At 72.0% G+C, this 17,702-nt stretch carries 16 protein-coding genes; 12 read left to right on the top strand and 4 right to left on the bottom strand.

What is annotated here, in order from left to right:
• On the top strand, positions 1 to 139 hold a 139-nt coding region (locus tag ACIQAC_RS37255), incomplete at its 5' end, for a Fe-Mn family superoxide dismutase (protein WP_402199600.1).
• Between the two features lie 132 nt (positions 140 to 271).
• Here the strand turns inward: ACIQAC_RS37255 and ACIQAC_RS37260 are convergent.
• Together ACIQAC_RS37260 and ACIQAC_RS37265 are read right to left on the bottom strand one after the other, a co-directional pair.
• Entirely contained in the window at positions 272 to 889 is a 618-nt protein-coding gene (locus ACIQAC_RS37260) for a histidine phosphatase family protein (RefSeq protein ID WP_402199385.1), read from the bottom strand.
• 124 nt (positions 890 to 1,013) lie between these two features.
• Positions 1,014 to 2,438, bottom strand: a complete 1,425-nt coding sequence (locus ACIQAC_RS37265) for an FGGY-family carbohydrate kinase (protein WP_402199388.1) — start codon at positions 2,436 to 2,438, stop codon at positions 1,014 to 1,016.
• Between the two features lie 156 nt (positions 2,439 to 2,594).
• On the opposite strand from ACIQAC_RS37265, the gene ACIQAC_RS37270 reads away from it, so the two are divergent.
• From ACIQAC_RS37270 to ACIQAC_RS37310, 9 genes are all read left to right on the top strand, one after another.
• A complete protein-coding gene (locus ACIQAC_RS37270) occupies positions 2,595 to 4,019 on the top strand; it encodes an ABC transporter substrate-binding protein (protein WP_402199390.1) in 1,425 nt (474 codons plus the stop codon).
• A 2-nt stretch (positions 4,020 to 4,021) separates the two neighbouring features.
• Positions 4,022 to 4,897, top strand: a complete 876-nt coding sequence (locus tag ACIQAC_RS37275) for a carbohydrate ABC transporter permease (RefSeq protein ID WP_402199391.1) — start codon at positions 4,022 to 4,024, stop codon at positions 4,895 to 4,897.
• Positions 4,894 to 5,724: a carbohydrate ABC transporter permease gene (locus ACIQAC_RS37280; protein ID WP_402199393.1), complete on the top strand. Its 831-nt coding sequence runs from the start codon at positions 4,894 to 4,896 to the stop codon at positions 5,722 to 5,724. Before ACIQAC_RS37275 ends, ACIQAC_RS37280 begins: the two co-directional genes overlap by 4 nt.
• The gene (locus ACIQAC_RS37285) at positions 5,721 to 6,803 is read left to right on the top strand and encodes an ABC transporter ATP-binding protein (protein WP_402199394.1); all 1,083 of its coding nucleotides are present in this window, start codon (positions 5,721 to 5,723) and stop codon (positions 6,801 to 6,803) included. The genes ACIQAC_RS37280 and ACIQAC_RS37285 overlap by 4 nt, the downstream gene beginning before the upstream one ends.
• On the top strand, positions 6,800 to 7,618 hold the full coding sequence (locus tag ACIQAC_RS37290) for a DeoR/GlpR family DNA-binding transcription regulator (RefSeq protein WP_402199395.1): 819 nt from the start codon (positions 6,800 to 6,802) through the stop codon (positions 7,616 to 7,618). The genes ACIQAC_RS37285 and ACIQAC_RS37290 overlap by 4 nt, the downstream gene beginning before the upstream one ends.
• Positions 7,596 to 8,699 carry an ABC transporter ATP-binding protein gene (locus ACIQAC_RS37295; protein ID WP_402199397.1) on the top strand — a complete coding sequence of 368 codons (1,104 nt, stop codon included), beginning with the start codon at positions 7,596 to 7,598 and terminating at the stop codon, positions 8,697 to 8,699. The genes ACIQAC_RS37290 and ACIQAC_RS37295 overlap by 23 nt, the downstream gene beginning before the upstream one ends.
• A complete protein-coding gene (locus tag ACIQAC_RS37300; RefSeq protein WP_402199399.1) occupies positions 8,696 to 9,736 on the top strand; it encodes a 2-hydroxyacid dehydrogenase in 1,041 nt (346 codons plus the stop codon). The genes ACIQAC_RS37295 and ACIQAC_RS37300 overlap by 4 nt, the downstream gene beginning before the upstream one ends.
• A 109-nt stretch (positions 9,737 to 9,845) precedes the next feature.
• Positions 9,846 to 11,288 carry an FGGY family carbohydrate kinase gene (locus ACIQAC_RS37305; RefSeq protein WP_402199402.1) on the top strand — a complete coding sequence of 481 codons (1,443 nt, stop codon included), beginning with the start codon at positions 9,846 to 9,848 and terminating at the stop codon, positions 11,286 to 11,288.
• Positions 11,285 to 11,512 carry a hypothetical protein gene (locus ACIQAC_RS37310; RefSeq protein WP_402199405.1) on the top strand — a complete coding sequence of 76 codons (228 nt, stop codon included), beginning with the start codon at positions 11,285 to 11,287 and terminating at the stop codon, positions 11,510 to 11,512. Before ACIQAC_RS37305 ends, ACIQAC_RS37310 begins: the two co-directional genes overlap by 4 nt.
• A 3-nt stretch (positions 11,513 to 11,515) precedes the next feature.
• Here the strand turns inward: ACIQAC_RS37310 and ACIQAC_RS37315 are convergent, their stop codons facing one another.
• On the bottom strand, positions 11,516 to 12,154 hold the full coding sequence (locus ACIQAC_RS37315) for a DsbA family protein (RefSeq protein ID WP_402199408.1): 639 nt from the start codon (positions 12,152 to 12,154) through the stop codon (positions 11,516 to 11,518).
• A 149-nt stretch (positions 12,155 to 12,303) separates the two neighbouring features.
• On the opposite strand from ACIQAC_RS37315, the gene pepN reads away from it, so the two are divergent.
• Together pepN and ACIQAC_RS37325 are read left to right on the top strand one after the other, a co-directional pair.
• Complete coding sequence (pepN, locus tag ACIQAC_RS37320; protein ID WP_402199409.1) at positions 12,304 to 14,883, top strand: aminopeptidase N; 2,580 nt, start codon at positions 12,304 to 12,306, stop codon at positions 14,881 to 14,883.
• Positions 14,884 to 15,346: 463 nt separating this feature from the next.
• On the top strand, positions 15,347 to 16,420 hold the full coding sequence (locus ACIQAC_RS37325; RefSeq protein ID WP_402199411.1) for a hypothetical protein: 1,074 nt from the start codon (positions 15,347 to 15,349) through the stop codon (positions 16,418 to 16,420).
• Between the two features lie 88 nt (positions 16,421 to 16,508).
• On the opposite strand, the gene ACIQAC_RS37330 is transcribed toward ACIQAC_RS37325, so the two are convergent.
• A complete protein-coding gene (locus ACIQAC_RS37330; protein WP_402199414.1) occupies positions 16,509 to 17,651 on the bottom strand; it encodes a serine hydrolase domain-containing protein in 1,143 nt (380 codons plus the stop codon).
• Positions 17,652 to 17,702: the final 51 nt, after the last annotated feature.

Raw genomic sequence — 17,702 nt, forward strand, 5'->3', positions numbered from 1 at the left:
GCACGCCTTCTACCTCCAGTACAAGAACCAGAAGGTCGACTTCATCGACGCCATGTGGGCCGTCGTCAACTGGCAGGACGTGGCCCGGCGTTACGAGGCCGCCAAGTCCCGCGCCGACGTCCTCCTGCTGGCCCCCTGACCCCACGAGGTCCCTGTGACGTCCTGCCTCGTGATCGTCTTCTCAACCTTCACCCGGCAGGCGGATGGAGGAAAGCCCCCGCGAGGACGTGACTCGCGGGGGCTTTCCCGTGCCCGGCACGGAAGCCGCCGCTCAGGCGTCCTCGCACGGCACGTTCAGTGACAGCAGGGCCGCCGGGCCGTTCGGGGCGAGCCGGAGTTCGGTGATCGCCGTGTTGCGCAGCCGCGGGAAGACCCGCCGGTACTCGCCGAGCGGGATGGACAGCAGCGCGCACAGGACCAGCCGGAGCAGGGTGTTGTGGGCGACGACCAGGACCCGCCCGTCCGGATGCGCGGCGGCGATCCGGCGCAGTGCCGCCGTGCCGCGGGCCGCCGCCGCGGCGGGGTCCTCGGCCGCGGGGAAGGGGTGCGCGACCGGGTCGGTGCGGAACGCCTCCGCGCGCTCCGGGTCCTCGGCCGCGAACTCCGCGAGGGTGCGGCCCTCCAGGACGCCGAAGTCGCACTCGGTCAGGGCCGGTTCGCGGTGCGGGGCGAGGGAGAGGGCGGCGCAGGCCGGTGCCGCCGTCTCGACGGCCCGGGACAGGGGGGACGTCCAGATCGCGTCGACGGGGTGCGCCGTCGCCCACCGTCCCAGGGCCCGCGCCTGTGCACGGCCCACGTCGGTGAGCGGGACGTCACTGATCCCGGCGTAACGGTTCTCGGCGTGCCAGACCGTCTGACCGTGCCGGGCGAGGAGGAGGGTGGCGCTCATGGTTCGCCAGTATCCCAACCGGCGGCCACCTCGCGCGCGGCGCGCATCCCGTCCGACGACCGCATCCCGCCCGACGACCGCATCCCGTCCGACGCCGGCCGCCCGCCCGGCCGCCCCATGGACGTCATCGACGTGAGTCCTCCTCCACCCGTCCCCGCGCATGCGCCGCCACCGGTGCCGGGAGCCAGCCGCGGGTCTCCAGTTCGTCGACCAGCCGGGTGTAGGGCTCGGCGTAACGGGTCGTGCCGGAGGGTTCGAGGACGGTACGGATGTGGACCATCCGCTCGGCCGTGGTGGCGAGGGAGTCGTCGGCCGCGGTGCCGTAGGCCGCCAACGCGGCCATGCCCAGGGCCGGTTGGGGCTGTTCCGGGACGCGGGCGGGGCGGCCGAGGATGTCGGCGCGGAGCTGGTTCCAGTAGGGGCTGCGGGCACCGCCGCCGGTGAAGGTGAGCGGGCCGTCGAGCGGGGCGCCGAGGTGGTGGAGGTAGTCCAGGCAGAGGCGTTCGGTGAAGGCGACGCCCTGGAGCAGCGCGGCCCACAGGTCGGCGGCGCCGGCCGGTTCGCCGAGGACCAGGGCGGTGGCGTCCGGCGCCAGGAAGGGGAACCGTTCGCCGGGCGACACCAGGGGGTAGGCGACCGCGCCGGAGGGTTCGTAGGCCGCCGCCCGTGCGTCCATGGCGGCGGGGTCGGCGCCCGAGAACGCGGCCGTGAGCACCCCGGCGCCCACGCTGGACGCCCCGCCGGGCAGCCAGCCCCCGTCCGGGGCCCGGTGGTTGTAGACCACGCCGGTACCGTCGTGGACCGGCGTCGGGGAGGCGCCCTTGAGGACGAGGGTGGTGCCGAGCACCGAGTTCCAGGAGCCGTCGCGCAGCGCGCCGGAGGCGATCTGGGCAGCGCAGCCGTCGGTCATCCCGGCGATCACCGGGGTGCCGGCGGGGATGCCGGTGGCCTCGGCGGCGGCCGTGCAGACCTCGCCGAGCCGGGTGCCGGGCCGTACGACGTCGGGGAGGGACCCGTCGGGCAGGCCGAGGATGTCGGGCCAGGCGTCGCGCTCGACGTCGTAGGCCGTCTTCAGGGCGTGGCTGGAGTCGGTGGGCACGGGCCGGCCGACGAGCCGGGTGGTGATCACGTCGGGCTGGTGGGTGAGCCGTCCGGGCCCGTACGTCTCGGCCAGCCAGCGGGCCTTGGGCAGCGCCCAGGTGTCCTGCACGGCGAGGCCCGCCGCCCGTGCGCGCAGGCCCTGCTCGGCGGCGCGTCCGTCGTCGTACATGAGGGCCGGTCCGGTGGGCCGGCCGGTGGTGTCGGTCAGCAGGACGGTCCCGGACGTGCCGCACACGGCGAGCCCGTCGACACGTACCGCCCCCGCGGTGGCCTGCCGGGAGGCGGCACACACCGCGTCCCACCACTGCCCCGGATCCTGCTCGTGCCGTACCCCGTCGCGGTGCCCGGTCAGCGGGGCCGTGCCGCTGCCGAGGACCGTGCCGTCCCGGGTCACGAGCAGCGCGCGTACACCCTGCGTACCGAGGTCGATCCCGAGCCATGCCTCCATCGGACCTCCCACCTTTGGCCGTGAACTTCTCACTGTGCACCGAGATTTCCGCCCGCGCGAGGGATTGACGGCCATCTTCCGCCGTTCCACCCTCTGTTAACGAGTCGACTCAACGTGTTATCGGACCGGACCGAACCCCCGACGTGGAGGTCACGGATGGACATGCACGTGCACGACCGCCGACGCTTCCTCACCCTCACCGCCGCGGCCGGCGCCGCCCCGCTGCTGGCGTCCTGCGGCACCGGGTTCGGCGGTGACGAGGCCGCGAACGGGGACGGCTCGGCCGCGGACGACGTCACCGGCTCCTTCGACTGGAGGCGCGAGCGGGGCACCACCGTCAAGGCGCTGCTCAACAAGCACCCCTACTCGGATGCCCTCGTCGCCGATCTGAAGTCCTTCACGGAGCTGACCGGTATCGAGGTCGAGTACGACGTCTTCCCCGAGGACAACTACTTCGACAAGCTCACCGTCGACCTGGCCGGCGGACGCGCCTCGTACGACGTGTTCATGCTGGGCGCGTACATGGTCTGGCAGTACGGGCCGCCGGGCTGGCTGGAGGATCTCGGGCCCTGGATGAGCAACTCGTCGGCCACCGGCGACGAGTGGGACCAGGCCGACTTCTTCCCGAACCTGCTCCAGGCCGACCAGTGGTCCCTGAAGGCGGGCGCGCCGCTCGGACAGGGCGGGCAGTACGCGCTGCCGTGGGGCTGGGAGACGAACGTCGTCGCCTACAACACCGAGGTGTTCGACAAGCTGGGCCTCCGGCCCGCCGAGTCCTTCGAGGAGTTGGCGGAGCTCGCCGCCGTGGTCAAGCGGCGGGCGCCGGGCGCGGGCTTCGACGGGATGTACGGGATCGCCGTACGCGGCTCGCGGAGCTGGGCGACGATCCACCCCGGCTTCATGACGATGTACGCCCGGTACGGGCTGCGGGACTTCACGGTCGACGGCGGGAAGCTCACACCGGCGATGAACACCCCGCAGGCGGTGGCGTTCACCCGTGACTGGGCCGACATGGTCAAGCGGGGCGGGCCGCCGTCCTGGACGTCGTACACCTGGTACCAGTGCTCCAGCGATCTGGGCGCGAAGAAGGCCGGGATGCTGTTCGACGCGGACACCGCCGCCTACTTCCAGGCGGTGAAGGGCGCGAGTCCCGCCTCGGGGAGGATCGCCTTCCATCCGGGGCCGAAGGGGCCCGACGGGTCGCTCGCCACCAACATGTGGATCTGGTCGCTCGGCATGAACGCCAGGAGCAGGCGCAAGAGCGCCAGTTGGCTGTTCCTCCAGTGGGCGACCGGCAAGGAGCATCTGCGCAGGGGCGCGATCACCCACAACCACATCGACCCCGTGCGCAGGTCCGTCAGCGAGGACGCCGCCTACAAGGACAAGATGGGCGCGCTGCCGGGGTTCCTGGAGACCTTCGAGACGGTCGTCGACCGGACCCGCATCCAGTTCACCCCGCAGGCGCAGTTCTTCGACGCGACGACCAGTTGGGCGGCGGCCCTCCAGGAGATCTACGGCGGCCAGGACGCCAGGTCCGTCCTCGGCGGCCTCGCGGACGACCTGGCCGACAAGGTCGACTAGGGATGCGGCTCGCCCTGCGCCCGTATCTGCTGGTCCTGCCGGCACTGGCCCTGACCTGCGGGATCCTCTACCCGTTCGGGCTCGGCCTCTACTACACGGTCTTCGACTTCTCGGCGGCCAAACCGCGGCCGGACATGGTGGGGTTCGAGAACTACGCGACCGTCTTCACCGAGGAGGCGTTCTGGAACTCGGCCTGGGTGACCGTGCTCTACGCCGTCGGCGCGGCGGGGGTGGAGACCGTGCTCGGTGTCGCCGTCGCCCTGCTCCTGTACCGCTCGTCGCTGCTGGGCCGGGTCCTGGAGAAGATCCTGATCCTGCCGCTGATGATCGCTCCGGTGATCGCGGCGATCATGTGGAAGCTGATGCTCCAGCCGTCGGTGGGGGTGGTGAACCATCTGCTCGGGCCGGTCGGTCTGGGTGAGGTGCAGTGGACGGACACCCCCACGGGCGCCCTGCTGTCGTCCATCGCCGTCGACGTGTGGGTGTACACGCCGTTCGTGGCGATCCTTGCCCTCGCGGGGCTGCGCTCGCTGCCCACCTCGCCCTTCGAGGCGGCGGCGGTCGACGGGGCGGGCTGGTGGTACACGTTCCGGCGGCTGACCCTGCCGATGCTGTGGCCGTACGTCCTGGTCGCGGTGATCTTCCGGTTCATGGACTCGCTGAAGGTCTTCGACATCATCTACGCCCTCACCGAGGGCGGGCCCGGCGACTCGACCGTGGTTCTCCAGATCCGGGCCTACCTGGAGGCGATCCGCTTCCAGCGCTACTCGTTCGGCATCAGCTACACGATCGTGCTGTGGGCCGTGGTGTACCTCGCCGCGATGGTCCTCGTACGCCGTCTGGGCCGGATCCAGCGGAAGGCGGCCGAGGCCAAGTGAATTGGAAGACAAGGCTGTTGGGGTGGCTGGCGGACGGGGCGCTCGCCCTCTACTTCCTGTTCGCGCTGTTCCCGATCGCCTGGATGGTGATCCTCTCCCTGAAACCCACGAACCAGCTCTTCAGCACGTACTTCTCCTTCTCCCCCACCCTCGACGGCTACCGGACCGTGCTCGGCGACAGCGGCGGCATCCCCTTCGTCCGCTTCTTCGTCAACAGCCTGGTGGTGTCCCTGGGGGCGGTCGCCCTCTCGCTCGTAGTGGGGCTGCCGGCGGCCTACGCGTCGGCGCGCTGGCGGTTCCGCGGCTCCGAGAACCTGATGTTCACCCTGCTGTCGTTCCGGTTCGCGCCCGAACTGACCGTGATCATCCCGCTGTTCGTGCTGTACCAGAAGCTGGGGCTGTTCGACACGTACGTCGGCATGGTGTGGGTGCTGCAACTCGTCACGCTGCCGCTGATCGTGTGGATCATGCGGTCGTACTTCGCCGACCTGACGCCGGAGCTGGAGCAGGCGGCGCTGCTGGACGGCTACACCCGCAAGCAGGCCTTCTTCAGGGTGGCGATTCCGCTGGTCAAGCCGGGTATCGCGGCGGTGTCGCTGCTCGCGTTCATTTTCGCCTGGAACAACTTCGTCTTCCCGCTGATCCTCACCTCCAACGAGGCCCAGACCGTGACGGTGGGCGCGCTGTCGTTCCTCGGCGGCGACCGACCCAAGTACAACCTGACGGCCGCGGCGGCGCTCGTCTCCGTCGTACCACCCCTGCTGCTCGCCCTGCTGATCCAGCGGTATCTGGTCCGTGGGCTCTCCTTCGGGGCGGTGAAGTCGTGATCAGGCTGACGGGGATCCGGAAGACCTTCGGGAAGAAGGTCGCGCTGGACGGGCTCGAACTCGACGTGCGGGAGGGGGAGTTCTTCTGTCTGCTCGGCCCGTCGGGGGCGGGCAAGACGACGACCCTGAAGACGGTCGCGGGGCTTGAGCAACCCGACGCCGGGACAGTGGTGCTCGACGGCAGGGACATGGCGGGTGTCGAGCCCTACGACCGGGGCGTCGCCATGTGCTTCGAGAGCTACGCCCTCTACCCGCACCGCTCGGCCTACGACAACCTCGCCTCCCCGCTGCGCTCACCCCGGTACCGGCTGCCCGCCGCCGAGGCCCGGGACCGGATCGGCGCGATCGCCGAACTCCTCGGCATCAGCGGCCTGCTCGACCGCCGGGTCGGTCACCTCTCCAACGGCCAGCGCCAGCGTGTCGCCCTCGGCCGGGTCCTCGTCCGCCCGGCCCGCGCCTTCCTGCTCGACGAGCCGCTCTCCCACCTCGACACCAAACTCCGCCAGCAGATGCGGGCCGAGCTGAAGGCGATCGGCGCGGTCCGCAACACCACGACCCTCTACGTCACCCACGACGCCGTGGAGGCGCTCGCCCTCGGCGACCGGATCGGCGTGGTCCGCGACGGGCGGATCGTGCAGACCGGCACCCGGGAGGAGATCTGGTACCGGCCCTGCGACACGGAGGTCGCGCGGGCCTTCGGCCGGCCCCGGATCAACCTGCTGCCGGGGACGGTCACCGGCACCGGCAGCTTCCGTACGGCGGACGGCGGGGTGGAGATACCGCTGGACACGCCCGCCCCGACCGGCGCCGAGGTCCTGGCCGGCGTACGCCCCCGGGACCTCACCCTGCACGGCCCCGGCCACGAGCTCACCGGGACGGTGTACGTCACCGAGGTGCTCGGGCGGTCCGTCGAGGTGACCGTGCGGGTGGGCGGGCAGTACGTGTCGCTCGTGGCGCCGCGCGCCGACACGGCGGGACTGCGCGCCGACGATCCGGTCCGGGTGCGGGTCCGGCCTGAGAACCTGCTCCTGTTCGAGGCCGACCGGCCGGAGCGTCCAGGACGAAGGATCGGGCGATGACCAACGCACAGCAGGGCCCCGCGGCCCGCCAGGCCGCCATGGCCGAGCAGGTCCTGGCCGACGGCACCGCCACCGCCGCCGACCTGGCCGAACGCTTCGGCGTCAGCCTGATGACCATCCACCGCGACCTGGACGAACTGGAACGGCAGGGCATCGTACGGAAGTTCAGGGGCGGCGTGACCGCACAGCCGTCCGGGGTCTTCGAGTCCAACGTGCAGTACCGGCTGAAGACCATGCGCGCCGAGAAGGCCGCCGTCGCCGCGCGGGCGGTGCAGTCGATAGAGCCCGGCATGGCGATCATGCTCGACGACTCCACCTCCACCCTGGAGATAGCCCGCATCCTCCGGCACGGCGACCTCACCCCGCTCACCGTCGTCACCAACTTCCTGGAGGCGATCACCCTCCTCGCCGACCAGCGCGGCATCCACCTCATGGCCCTCGGCGGCGACTACGACCCCCTGCACTCCTCGTTCCTCGGGGTGTCCTGCGTCGAGGCCGTGCAGTCGCTGCGCGTCGACGTCTGCTTCGCCTCCACGTCGGCCGTGCACGGGGGTTACGCCTACCACCAGGAACAGCACATCGTGTCCGTGAAGCGGGCGATGCTCGACGCGGCCGCGCGCAACGTCCTGCTCATCGACCACACCAAGCTGGACAGGACCGCCCTGCACCGGGTGGTGCCGCTGTCCCGCTTCGACCTCGTGCTGGTCGACGACGGGGCCCCGGACCAGGCGCTGCGGGAGCTGGACGAGCACAAGGTCCGTTACGAGGTCTGCGCGACGAAGGGCGGCGGTCATGACCCGGCTGGAGCTGTGTGAGCTGCGCAAGACCTACCGGGTGCGCGGCCGGCCACCGGTGGACGCCGTCCGCGGTATCGGCCTGACCCTGCGCTCCGGCGAACTCCTGGGTCTGCTCGGCCCCTCCGGCTGCGGCAAGTCCACCACCCTGCGGATGATCGCCGGCCTGGAGACGGTGACCGGCGGGGACATCCTGATCGACGGCACCTCGGTCGTGGACCGCCCGGCACAGCGGCGGAACATCGGTGTCGCCTTCGAGAACTACGCCCTCTACCCGCCGCTGACGGTCGCCGAGAACCTGGCCTTCGGCCTGCGCGCGCGCCGGCGGGCGGCCCGCGGTGACGTGGCCCGCAGGGTCGCCGAGATCGCCGAACGCGTGGACCTCACCGGCATCCTCGACGCCCACCCGGCGAGCCTGTCCAGCGGCCAGAAACAGCGGGTCTCGCTGGCCCGCGCCCTGATCCGCGAGCCGGACGTCCTGCTTCTCGACGAACCGCTCTCCCACCTGGACGCCGCCCAGCGCGACACCACCCGCCGCGAACTCAAGCGCATCCAGCGGGACCTGGGCCATACGACGATCCTGGTCACCCACGACCAGGAGGAGGCGCTCTCCCTCGCCGACCGCATCGCGGTGATGAAGGACGGCGTCGTCCAGCAGCTCGGCACCCCCTACGAGATCTACGACTCCCCCGCCAATGTCTTCGTGGCGGACTTCGTGGGCGAACCCGCGATCAATCTGCTCCCGGGGATCGTGGACGGCGAGGGGCGGGCCCGGCTCTCGGCGGCCGTGCACGTCGCGCTGCCGGTGCCGGTCGCGGAGGGCCACGAGGTCCTGGTGGGCATCCGCCCGGAGGACCTGCGCCTGACCACCGGCGCCTCCGACAGCACCGGCACCGCCGGCACCCTGCCCGCGCGGGTCAGGGCCCACGAGCCCCTTCTGGAGTCGGGCATCGCCACCCTCGCCCTCGACGGCGTCGAACGCCCCCTGGTCGTCCTCACCGACCCGGAGACCCGCCTCACCCACAACGAGCGGGTCCGGGTGCGCCCCGACACCCGACTGACCCATGTGTTCGACGCCGGAACAGGGAAGGCACTGCGATGAGCGAGCCACTGCGGGTACTGGCCGCGGGAGACCACTTCGTCCTGCCGGGACTGATCACCTCGGCACTCGCCCACGAGCTGCCGGAACACCCGCACGATGTACGGGAGTTGACGCTGGGCTGGCCGCTGGAGCCGTTCGGTCCGGTGGCCGAGGTGACGGAGGCCAGTGACGCCGAGGACACGCTGATCGAGGCGCTCTCGGACGACCGCGAGGTGCTCGTCACGCAGATGGCCCCGGTCACCGAACGGGTCCTGGCCGCCTGCCCGGCGCTGCGTCTGGTCGTCGTCTGCCGGGGCGGCCCGGTCAATGTGAACACGGACGCGGCCAAGTCCCGTGACGTACGGGTCTGTTACGCGCCGGGGCGCAACGCGGCCGCCACGGCCGAGTTCACCGTCGGCCTGCTGCTGGCGGCCCTGCGCCGCATCCCGCACGCCCACGACCTCCTTGCCCGGCAGGGGAGTTGGCAGGGGTCGGCGTACTACACGTACGCACACAGCGGCCTCGAACTGGAGGACCTGCCCGTCGGGCTCGTCGGCTACGGGGCGGTGGGCAGCAGGGTGGCCCGCGTGCTGAGCGCCTTCGGCGCCCGGGTCATGGTCCACGACCCCTATGTGCAGGGCGAGATCCACGGTCTGCGGGTGCCGACGCTGGACGCGCTCCTCGCCGCGTCCCGCGTCATCACCCTGCACGCCCGGCTCACCCCGGAGACCCGCGGTCTCGTCGGCCGGCGGGAACTGGCCCTGCTGCCCGAGGACGCGGTGGTCGTGAACGTGGCCCGCGGGCCCCTCCTGGACGAGGAGGCGCTGTGCGACGCGCTGGAGAGCGGGCGGCTGCGCGCGGCGGCCCTGGACACGTACACCCACGAGCCGCTGCCCGCGGACTCCCGGCTCCTCTCCCCCGCCCTCGCCGAACGTGTCGTCCTCACGCCGCACCTGGGCGGCGCGAGCCGGGCCACCGCGGAGAAGGCGGCGGTGATCGCGGCCGGCGAGGTCGGCCGGTGGGCGCGCGGGGAGGCGCCGGCGCATGCGGTCGAGTGAGATCGCTCAAGGTCGCTGAACCCGGCGAGCGAAAGCCGGTGAGGGCCGGTGACCGGTGGGGGCCGGTGGGGGCCGGTGGGGGCCACAACGAGCAGAAGGCGGTGACGACATGTACATCGGCATCGACGTGGGCACGTCCACGGTCAAGGCGGCCGCGTTCGACCACTCCGGCACCGAACTGGCCGTGGAGGCACGGCCGGTACGGCTCTCGCTGAGCGGCGGGTTCGTCGAGCAGGACATGGAGGAGGTGTACGGGACGGTCGTCGCCGTGCTCGACGCGCTGACGGCCCGGCTCCCCGGGGAGCCGGTCGAGCTGGCCGGGCTCACCGGGCAGGGCGACGGGGTGTGGCTCGTCGACGGGGAGGGCCGGCCGGTGCGGCCCGCCGCCTCCTGGATGGACGGCCGTGCGCACGAACTGCTGGACCGCTGGATGGCGGACGGGACCTTCGAGACGGTGTTCCGGCGGACCGGCAACGCCATGTTCCCCGGCTGTCCCGGCCCGCTTCTCGCGTGGCTGGACGCGCACGAGCCGAAGAGCCTCGACGCCGCGCGGGCCGCCGTGTACTGCAAGGACATGGTCTTCCAGCGGCTGGCGGGGGCGGCCGGGCCGGCGACGGACGTGTCGGACGCGTCGATGCCGTTCCTGGACCCACGGACCCGGGCGTACGACGAGGAGACCGTGGAGCTGCTCGGGCTGACCCACCGCCGGGGACTGCTCGCGCCGGTCAGCGATCCGCCGGCCACGGCCGAGGCGCGGGGCGCGGGGCTGCCGGCCGGGACGCGGCTCGCGAACGGGCCGTACGACCTGCCCGCGAGCGCGCTGGGGGCCGGGGTCACGACTCCCGGCGACGGTCTGCTGATCGTCGGCACCTGTCTGGCTGCGCTGGTCGCGACGGCCGAGCTGGATCTGACCGGCGAGCCGGCCGGTATGTACATCTCGACGGACCGGCCGGGGTACTGGCTGCGCGCGATGCCCGCGATGGTGGGGACGGCGGCCCTGGACTGGGTGCTGTCGACGACGGGCGTCGCCCACGAGGAGGTGGACGGGCTCCTCGCGGATACTCCGCCGGGGGCGCACGGGGTGCGGGTGCTGCCGTACTTCGCGCCGTCCGGCGAGCGCGCCCCGTTCGTCGAACCGGGCATGCGGGCCGAACTGACCGGCGTCAGCCTGGAGTCGACCCGGGGTGATCTGGTCCGGGCGACCTGCGAGGGCATCGGCTACGCCGCCCGGCACTGTCTGGAGGCGGCCGGACTGGACGGCACACTCGCCGTGTGCGGCGGGGGCACCCGCAGTCACGCCTGGATGCGGCTGCTGGCGGACGTCCTGGGGCGGCCGCTGCGGGTGGTGGGGGGCGAGGTGGGGGCGCGCGGCGCGGTGCTGGCGGCGGCCGAGCGGTACGGGGTCGCGCTGGACGCCGGGACGTGGACCGAGCCGACGGAGATCGTCCGGCCGGACGCGGGGCGGGCCGCGTACTACACCGAGGGATTCGCGGAGCATCTGGACCGGCTGGCGCGGGCGCGGGTCCGTGCCGGGGCGCGGAGGGGCCGATGACGATCAGCCGAATGTGCCCGACCTGCCGGAACCGGCAGGACTTCCGCAAGCTCGACGACGCCGAGCAGGCGGCCGTACGGAAGGAGAAGGGCGAGCGGCACTACGTACACGACCTGTGGCGGTGCACCGCCGAGGGCTGCCGCTGGTACCAGCCGTATCTGCACACGGCCGGCGGGGGTCTGCTCCCCGAGCGGTTCGGGAAGCAGGCCGCCGCCGACGGATAGGTCCTACAGGTTGCTGAAGTCGGGGCCCTTGGTGCGGGTGCGCTTGATCTCGTAGAAGCCGGGGACCGAGGCCACCGCGAGGGTGCCGTCCCACAGACGGGCGGCGTCCTCACCCTGCGGGGTGGGGGTGACGACCGGGCCGAAGAAGGCGATCTGCTCGCCGTCGGCGCCGGGGACGGCGATGACCGGCGTGCCGACCTCCTGGCCGACCTTGTCGATGCCCTCCTTGTGGGAGGCGCGCAACTGCGGCTCGTAGGCGGTGCCGTCCCAGTGGTCCATGAGGGAGTCGGGCAGACCGACCTCCTTCACGGCGGCGGCGACGGCCTCCTTGGTCGGGCCCTCGCCCTGGTTGTGGATACGGGTGCCGAGCGCGGTGTAGAGGCCGCCGAGCACCTCGGCGCCGTGCTCCTCCTGCGCGGCGATGACGACCCGGACCGGGCCCCACGCCTTCTTCTCCAGCAGCTCGCGGTACTCCGCGGGGAGGTCGTCCAGCTTGTCCTCGTTGAGGACCGCGAGGCTCATCAGGTGCCAGCGGACCTCGATGTCACGGACCTTCTCCACCTCCAGGACCCAGCGCGAGGTCATCCAGGCCCAGGGGCACAGCGGGTCGAACCAGAAATCAACGGGGGTCTTGTCCGACATGTCTCTCCTCATGAGGCAAGCAGGTCTCTCGGCTGAACCTCTCGGGCAACGCCTCCGGCCGCCCGGTCATTCCCCGGTGCCAGGGGTCGGGGGCGCATGGCAGGATCGGGCTGTCCGCATACTGAACACCACCTCAGGGAGTGCCGCCCGTGCCCGGTGAGAATCTGTCCCGCGACGAGGCCCGCGAGCGGGCCGCCCTGCTGTCGGTCGACGGATACGAGGTCTCCCTCGACCTGCGCTCCGCCGTGGGCGGCGACGAGACCGGTCCGCGCACCTTCCGGTCCGTGACCACGATCCGCTTCCGGTGCGCCGAGCCGGGCGCGGCGAGCTTCGCGGACCTGATCGCGCCGAGCGTCACGGCGGTCTCCCTCAACGGCCGCGATCTCGACCCCAGCGAGGTCTTCGACGGCTCCCGGATCGCCCTGGAGGACCTTGCCGCGGACAACGAGCTGGTCGTGGACGCCCAGTGCGCCTACTCGCGCACCGGTGAGGGCCTGCACCGCTTCGTCGACCCCGAGGACGGCGAGGTGTATCTGTACACGCAGTACGAGCCGGCCGACTCGCGCCGGGTCTTCGCCAACTTCGAGCAGCCGGACCTCAAGGCGCCCTACCGCTTCGAGGTGCGGGCGCCCGAGGGCTGGACGGTGTGGAGCAACGGCGCCGGAACGCTCGCGGACGGGGTGTGGCGGTTCGCGGAGACGAAGCCGATCTCGACGTACATCACGTGTGTCGTCGCGGGCCCGTACCACTACGTCACGGACAGCTACACCCGGACCTTCGACGACGGTACGACGCTGGAGATCCCGCTGGGCGCGCTGTGCCGCAAGGGGCTCGCGCCGCACTTCGACGCGGACGACGTGTTCCTGGTGACGAAGCAGGGGCTGGACTTCTTCCACGACCACTTCGACTACCCGTACCCGTTCGGCAAGTACGACCAGGCGTTCGTGCCCGAGTACAACCTGGGCGCGATGGAGAACCCTGGTCTGGTCACGTTCCGCGAGGAGTACATCTTCCGCGGCAAGGTGACCCGGGCCTCCTACGAGGGCCGGGCCAACGTCATCCTGCACGAGATGGCGCACATGTGGTTCGGCGACCTGGTCACCATGGAGTGGTGGGACGACCTGTGGCTGAAGGAGTCCTTCGCGGACTTCATGGGCGCGTTCTCGCTGGTCGGCGCGACCCGGTTCACCGACGGCTGGATCACCTTCGCCAACCGCCGCAAGGCGTGGGCCTACCGGGCCGACCAGCTGCCCTCCACCCACCCGATCACGGCCGACATCCGTGACCTCCAGGACGCCAAGCTCAACTTCGACGGCATCACGTACGCCAAGGGCGCGTCGGTGCTCAAGCAGCTGGTGGCGTACGTCGGTCAGGACGCGTTCCTGGAGGGCGCGCGGCGCTACTTCAAGCGGAACGCCTACGGGAACACGCGCCTCGGCGACCTGCTGTCGGTCCTTGAGGAGACCAGTGGGCGGGACATGGCCGGCTGGGCGCGGTCGTGGCTCCAGACGGCGGGGGTGAACTCGCTGACCCCGGCCGTGCTGCTGACGCCCGAGGGGCTGGTCGACGAGCTGGCGGTGGTGCAGGAGGCTCCGGAGTCGCATCCGGAGCTGCGGCCGCACCGGGTGGCGGTGGGTCTGTACCGGCTGACGTCCGAGGGCGCCCTTGAGCGGTATGCGCGGGCGGAGGTGGACGTCGACGGGCCGCGTACGGTCGTGACGGAGCTGGCCGGTGCGCAGGCGCCCGCGCTGGTGCTGGTCAACGACGACGATCTGACGTACTGCAAGATCCGGTTCGACGAGACGTCGCTGGCGACGCTGCGGGACGCGCTGGGCGGGATGCGGGATCCGCTGGCGCGGGCGCTGTGCTGGTCGGCGCTGTGGAACATGACGCGGGACGCGCTGCTGCCGGCGCGGGAGTTCGTGGACCTGGTGCTGCGGTTCGCGGGGCGCGAGAGCGACATCGGGGTGCTGCTGATGCTGCACGCCTGGGTGCGGTCGGCGCTGACGCACTACGCGTCGCCGGCGTGGCGGGCGGACGGGGAGCGGCTGTTCGCGCGGGGTGCGCTGCGGGAGCTGCGGCTGGCCGAGCCGGGCAGTGAGCACCAGCTGGCGTGGGCGCGGTGCCTGGCCGCGGTGGCGTCCGGCGACGACGAACTGGGGCTGCTGCGGGGTCTGCTGGAGGGCACCGAGAAGATCGACGGGCTGGCGGTGGACCAGGAGCTGCGGTGGGCGTTCCTGGAGCCGCTGACGGCGCACGGGGTGGTCGACGAGAAGGTGCTGGCCGCGGAGCTGGCGCGGGACGACACGGCGTCCGGGAAGCGGCATCAGGTGCGGTGTCTCGCTGCGCGGCCGTCCGCCGCGGTGAAGGCGCAGGCGTGGGCGCAGGTCGTGGAGTCCGAGGTGTTGTCCAACGCGTTGGTGGAGGCGACGATCTCGGGGTTCGTGCAGGGGTCCCAGCGGGGGTTGCTCGCGCCGTACGCGACCCGCTATTTCGAGGTGATCGAGCGGGTGTGGGGCGAGCGGTCGATCCAGATCGGGATGGATGTGGTGCGGGGGCTGTTCCCGGAACTGGCCGACTCGCCGGAGACGCTGGCGGCGGCGGACGCGTGGCTGTCGGCCCACGAGTCCGCGGCGCCTGCGCTGCGACGGCTGGTCCTGGAGGCGCGTGACGATCTGGCGCGGGGGTTGCGGGGACAGGCGTGCGACGCCGCCGCGGCGGTGGGCTGAGCTCCCGTCCCCGGCGACCCGGTGGGCCCCGTTCGCGCAGTTCCCCGCGCCCCTGGGGATCAGCGGCCGTCGTTCGGGTGCGGGTCCGTCGTGGCTCGTCGCGCAGTTCTCCGCGCCCCTAGAAGCAAAAGCCCTCCCCCCGCGTAGCCGCGGGCAGTCGTGCCGCTGGGGCGGCACGGGTGGGCGCGGCGGCACCCCGTATGCGCCGGGCTGCGCAACGTCCCCCACCCGCACCCCATGCCGGGCATCAGTGTCGGGTGCGGGACGGTGGGGGGCTGGGCGTGCAGTTCTCCGGGGTCGTTACGGAATGCGTGGGGTGTGGGCCGTAACCGCTGGGCGGTGTTGAGGCCACCAGGGAGTTTCGGCATCCGAACATCTGTCCTTTAGGGCAGGGTTGTCCTGGTTTGTCGACGGGGTTGTAACAGGGGTTCAGAGAGGGGCCGGGGGCGGGAAATTGCGGGTCATGAACCACGACACCCCGCTCTCCCCGCTCACCCCCCGCCCCCTGGCCCAGCTCTCCGCGGAACGCCACCGCGTACTGACGGCGGCACAGCTGCGCGCCCACGGGGTCGGCCCCGCCGAGGCCAACGAGCAGTGCCGCCCGGGCGGCCCCTGGCAGCAGATCCTGCCCGGTGTGTTCCTGCTGCACCCCGGCCCGCCGACCAGCGAGGAGCGACTGCACGCGGTGCTGATGTACGCCACGCGCGAGCCCGCGCCGGGCGTGCCGGTCCAGCCCGCGACCGGGCCCGGGGGCGGCGGACGGCGGCCGGTCCCGGCGTACCCCGAGGCAATGGTCACCGGACTCGCGGCGCTGAATCTGCACGGGTTCACCTCGGCACCCCCGCTGCTGTCGCTGGACCACGTCGACGTGCTGGTGCCCAGGCTGCGGCGGCTGCGGACGACCGGCTGCGCGCGGATCGTACGGACCGCGGAGCTGCCCACGCCGGTGCAGCGGACGGGCCTGCCGGTGGCGCCGGTGCCGCGCGCCCTCGCCGACGCGGTGGCGCAGCTGACGGACGCGGTCGCCGTACGCCGGCTGCTGACCGAGGCGGTGCGCGGCGGGCACTGTGAACCGGGGGCCGTGGTGCGGGAGTTGAACCGGGCCAAGCTGCTGGGCCGCCCGCACGTGGTGGACGCGGTGGACTCGCTGCTCGCGGAGGGGCGCGCGATCGCCGAGGACCGGCTGTACCGGATGGTCCGCGAGCACGGTCTGCCCGAGCCGCTGTGGAACGTCGATCTGCGGCTGCCCGGCGGCCCGCACCTGGGCGGTCTGGACGCGTACTGGCCGGAGCAGGCCGTCGCGGTGGAGCTGGACACCCGCGCGCCGCGGCAGGGCGACCCGCAGGACGAGGACGCGCTGTGGGAGGAGTACGCCCTCAAGCGCGAGCACCTGGAGCGGCTGGGCATCTCGGTCGTGCACATCACGCCCCGCAAGCTGCGGGACGCGATGGAGCAGCAGGCCGCGGTGGTCCGTACGGCCCTGATGGCCTCCGGCGACCGCGAGCCGGCCGCCTATGTCGTGGTGCTGCCCCGGTAGTGACGGACCGGAACGGCTGCATCAGGAGGGGAGAGGAGGGGCCGCCGGGCGCCCGGCGGCCCCTCCTCGTGTCTTCGTCCCGGTGCGGCTACTTGTTGCAGAACTCCGCGGTGATGACGGCCACGCTGTCGCCGGACCAGTCGCCGTTGAAGTTCAGCGCGAGGCTGTGCTTGCCGTCCGCGGTGGAGACGGCCTCGCTCGTGGAGCCGTGGATGCCGCCGCTGTGGCCCCAGACGGTGACGCCGCAGGACAGGTTGTACTCGATCAGGCCCAGCCCGTAGCGCATGCCGGGGAAGTCCGGCGAGGAGATCGTGGTCTTCATCTCCTTGAGCTGCTGGGGCGGCAGCAGCTTGCCGCGCAGCAGGGCGCTGGTGAAGCGGTTGAGGTCGTCCGAGTCGGAGATCATCTCGCCGGCCGCGGACGCGGCGGTCGGGTTGAGCCGCGTGACGTCGTAGGTGGGGCCGGTGGGCAGCCGGGAGAGCTTGGAGTAGGCCCGGCTGCTGGGCTTCGGGACGCTCACACGGTCGCCGGGCACGGACGTCTCGTCCAGGTCCAGCGGTTCGATGATCCGGTCCTCGATCTCCTCGCCGTAGGGGTTGCCGGTGACCCGCTCGATGAGCATGCCGGCCAGGACGTAGTTGGTGTTGGAGTAGCTCCAGGACGTGCCGGGCTTGAAGTCCGGCTTGTGGGTCATGGCGATGCCCACGAGGTCGGCCGGGTCCCGGTGGTCGTAGCGGTACTGGAAGAAGCCCTCCGCGAGGAAGATCTGGCGCTCGAACTCCTCGTCGGACGTGTAGTCGTAGATGCCGCTGGTGTGGTTGAGCAGCTGGCGCAGGGTGATCTTCCTGCCGTCGTTGCCGTTGCCCCGGACAACGCCGGGCAGCCACTTGTCGACGGTGTCGTCGAGGGACAGTCTGCCCTCGGCCTCCAGCTGGAGCACCACGGTCGCCACGAAGGTCTTGGTGATGCTCGCGATGCGGTAGTGGTCGTCGGCCGAACGCGGGGCGCCCGTCCGGAGGTTGCCCACGCCCTCGGTCGCCCGCCAGGTGCCGCGGGAGTCACGCGCGGTGGCCGTCACGCCGGGTACCCCGATCTGCACGGCGGCCCGGATCGCGTCGCGCGTGGCGTCGTGGTCCCGGTCGGTCGGCGCCGCGAAGGCGGGAGCCGCGAGGGACAGCGACAGCGCTGCCGCCGTCGCCGCCAGCACGGTCGCCCGAACACGTACGGTCATGTCTTTCCCCCTGTCTCGCCCGCCCCCCGTCGGAGCGGGTCGTGGTCAGTT

Origin of the sequence: Streptomyces sp. NPDC088387 (assembly GCF_044753385.1) — a bacterium.
Taxonomy (GTDB): domain Bacteria; phylum Actinomycetota; class Actinomycetes; order Streptomycetales; family Streptomycetaceae; genus Streptomyces.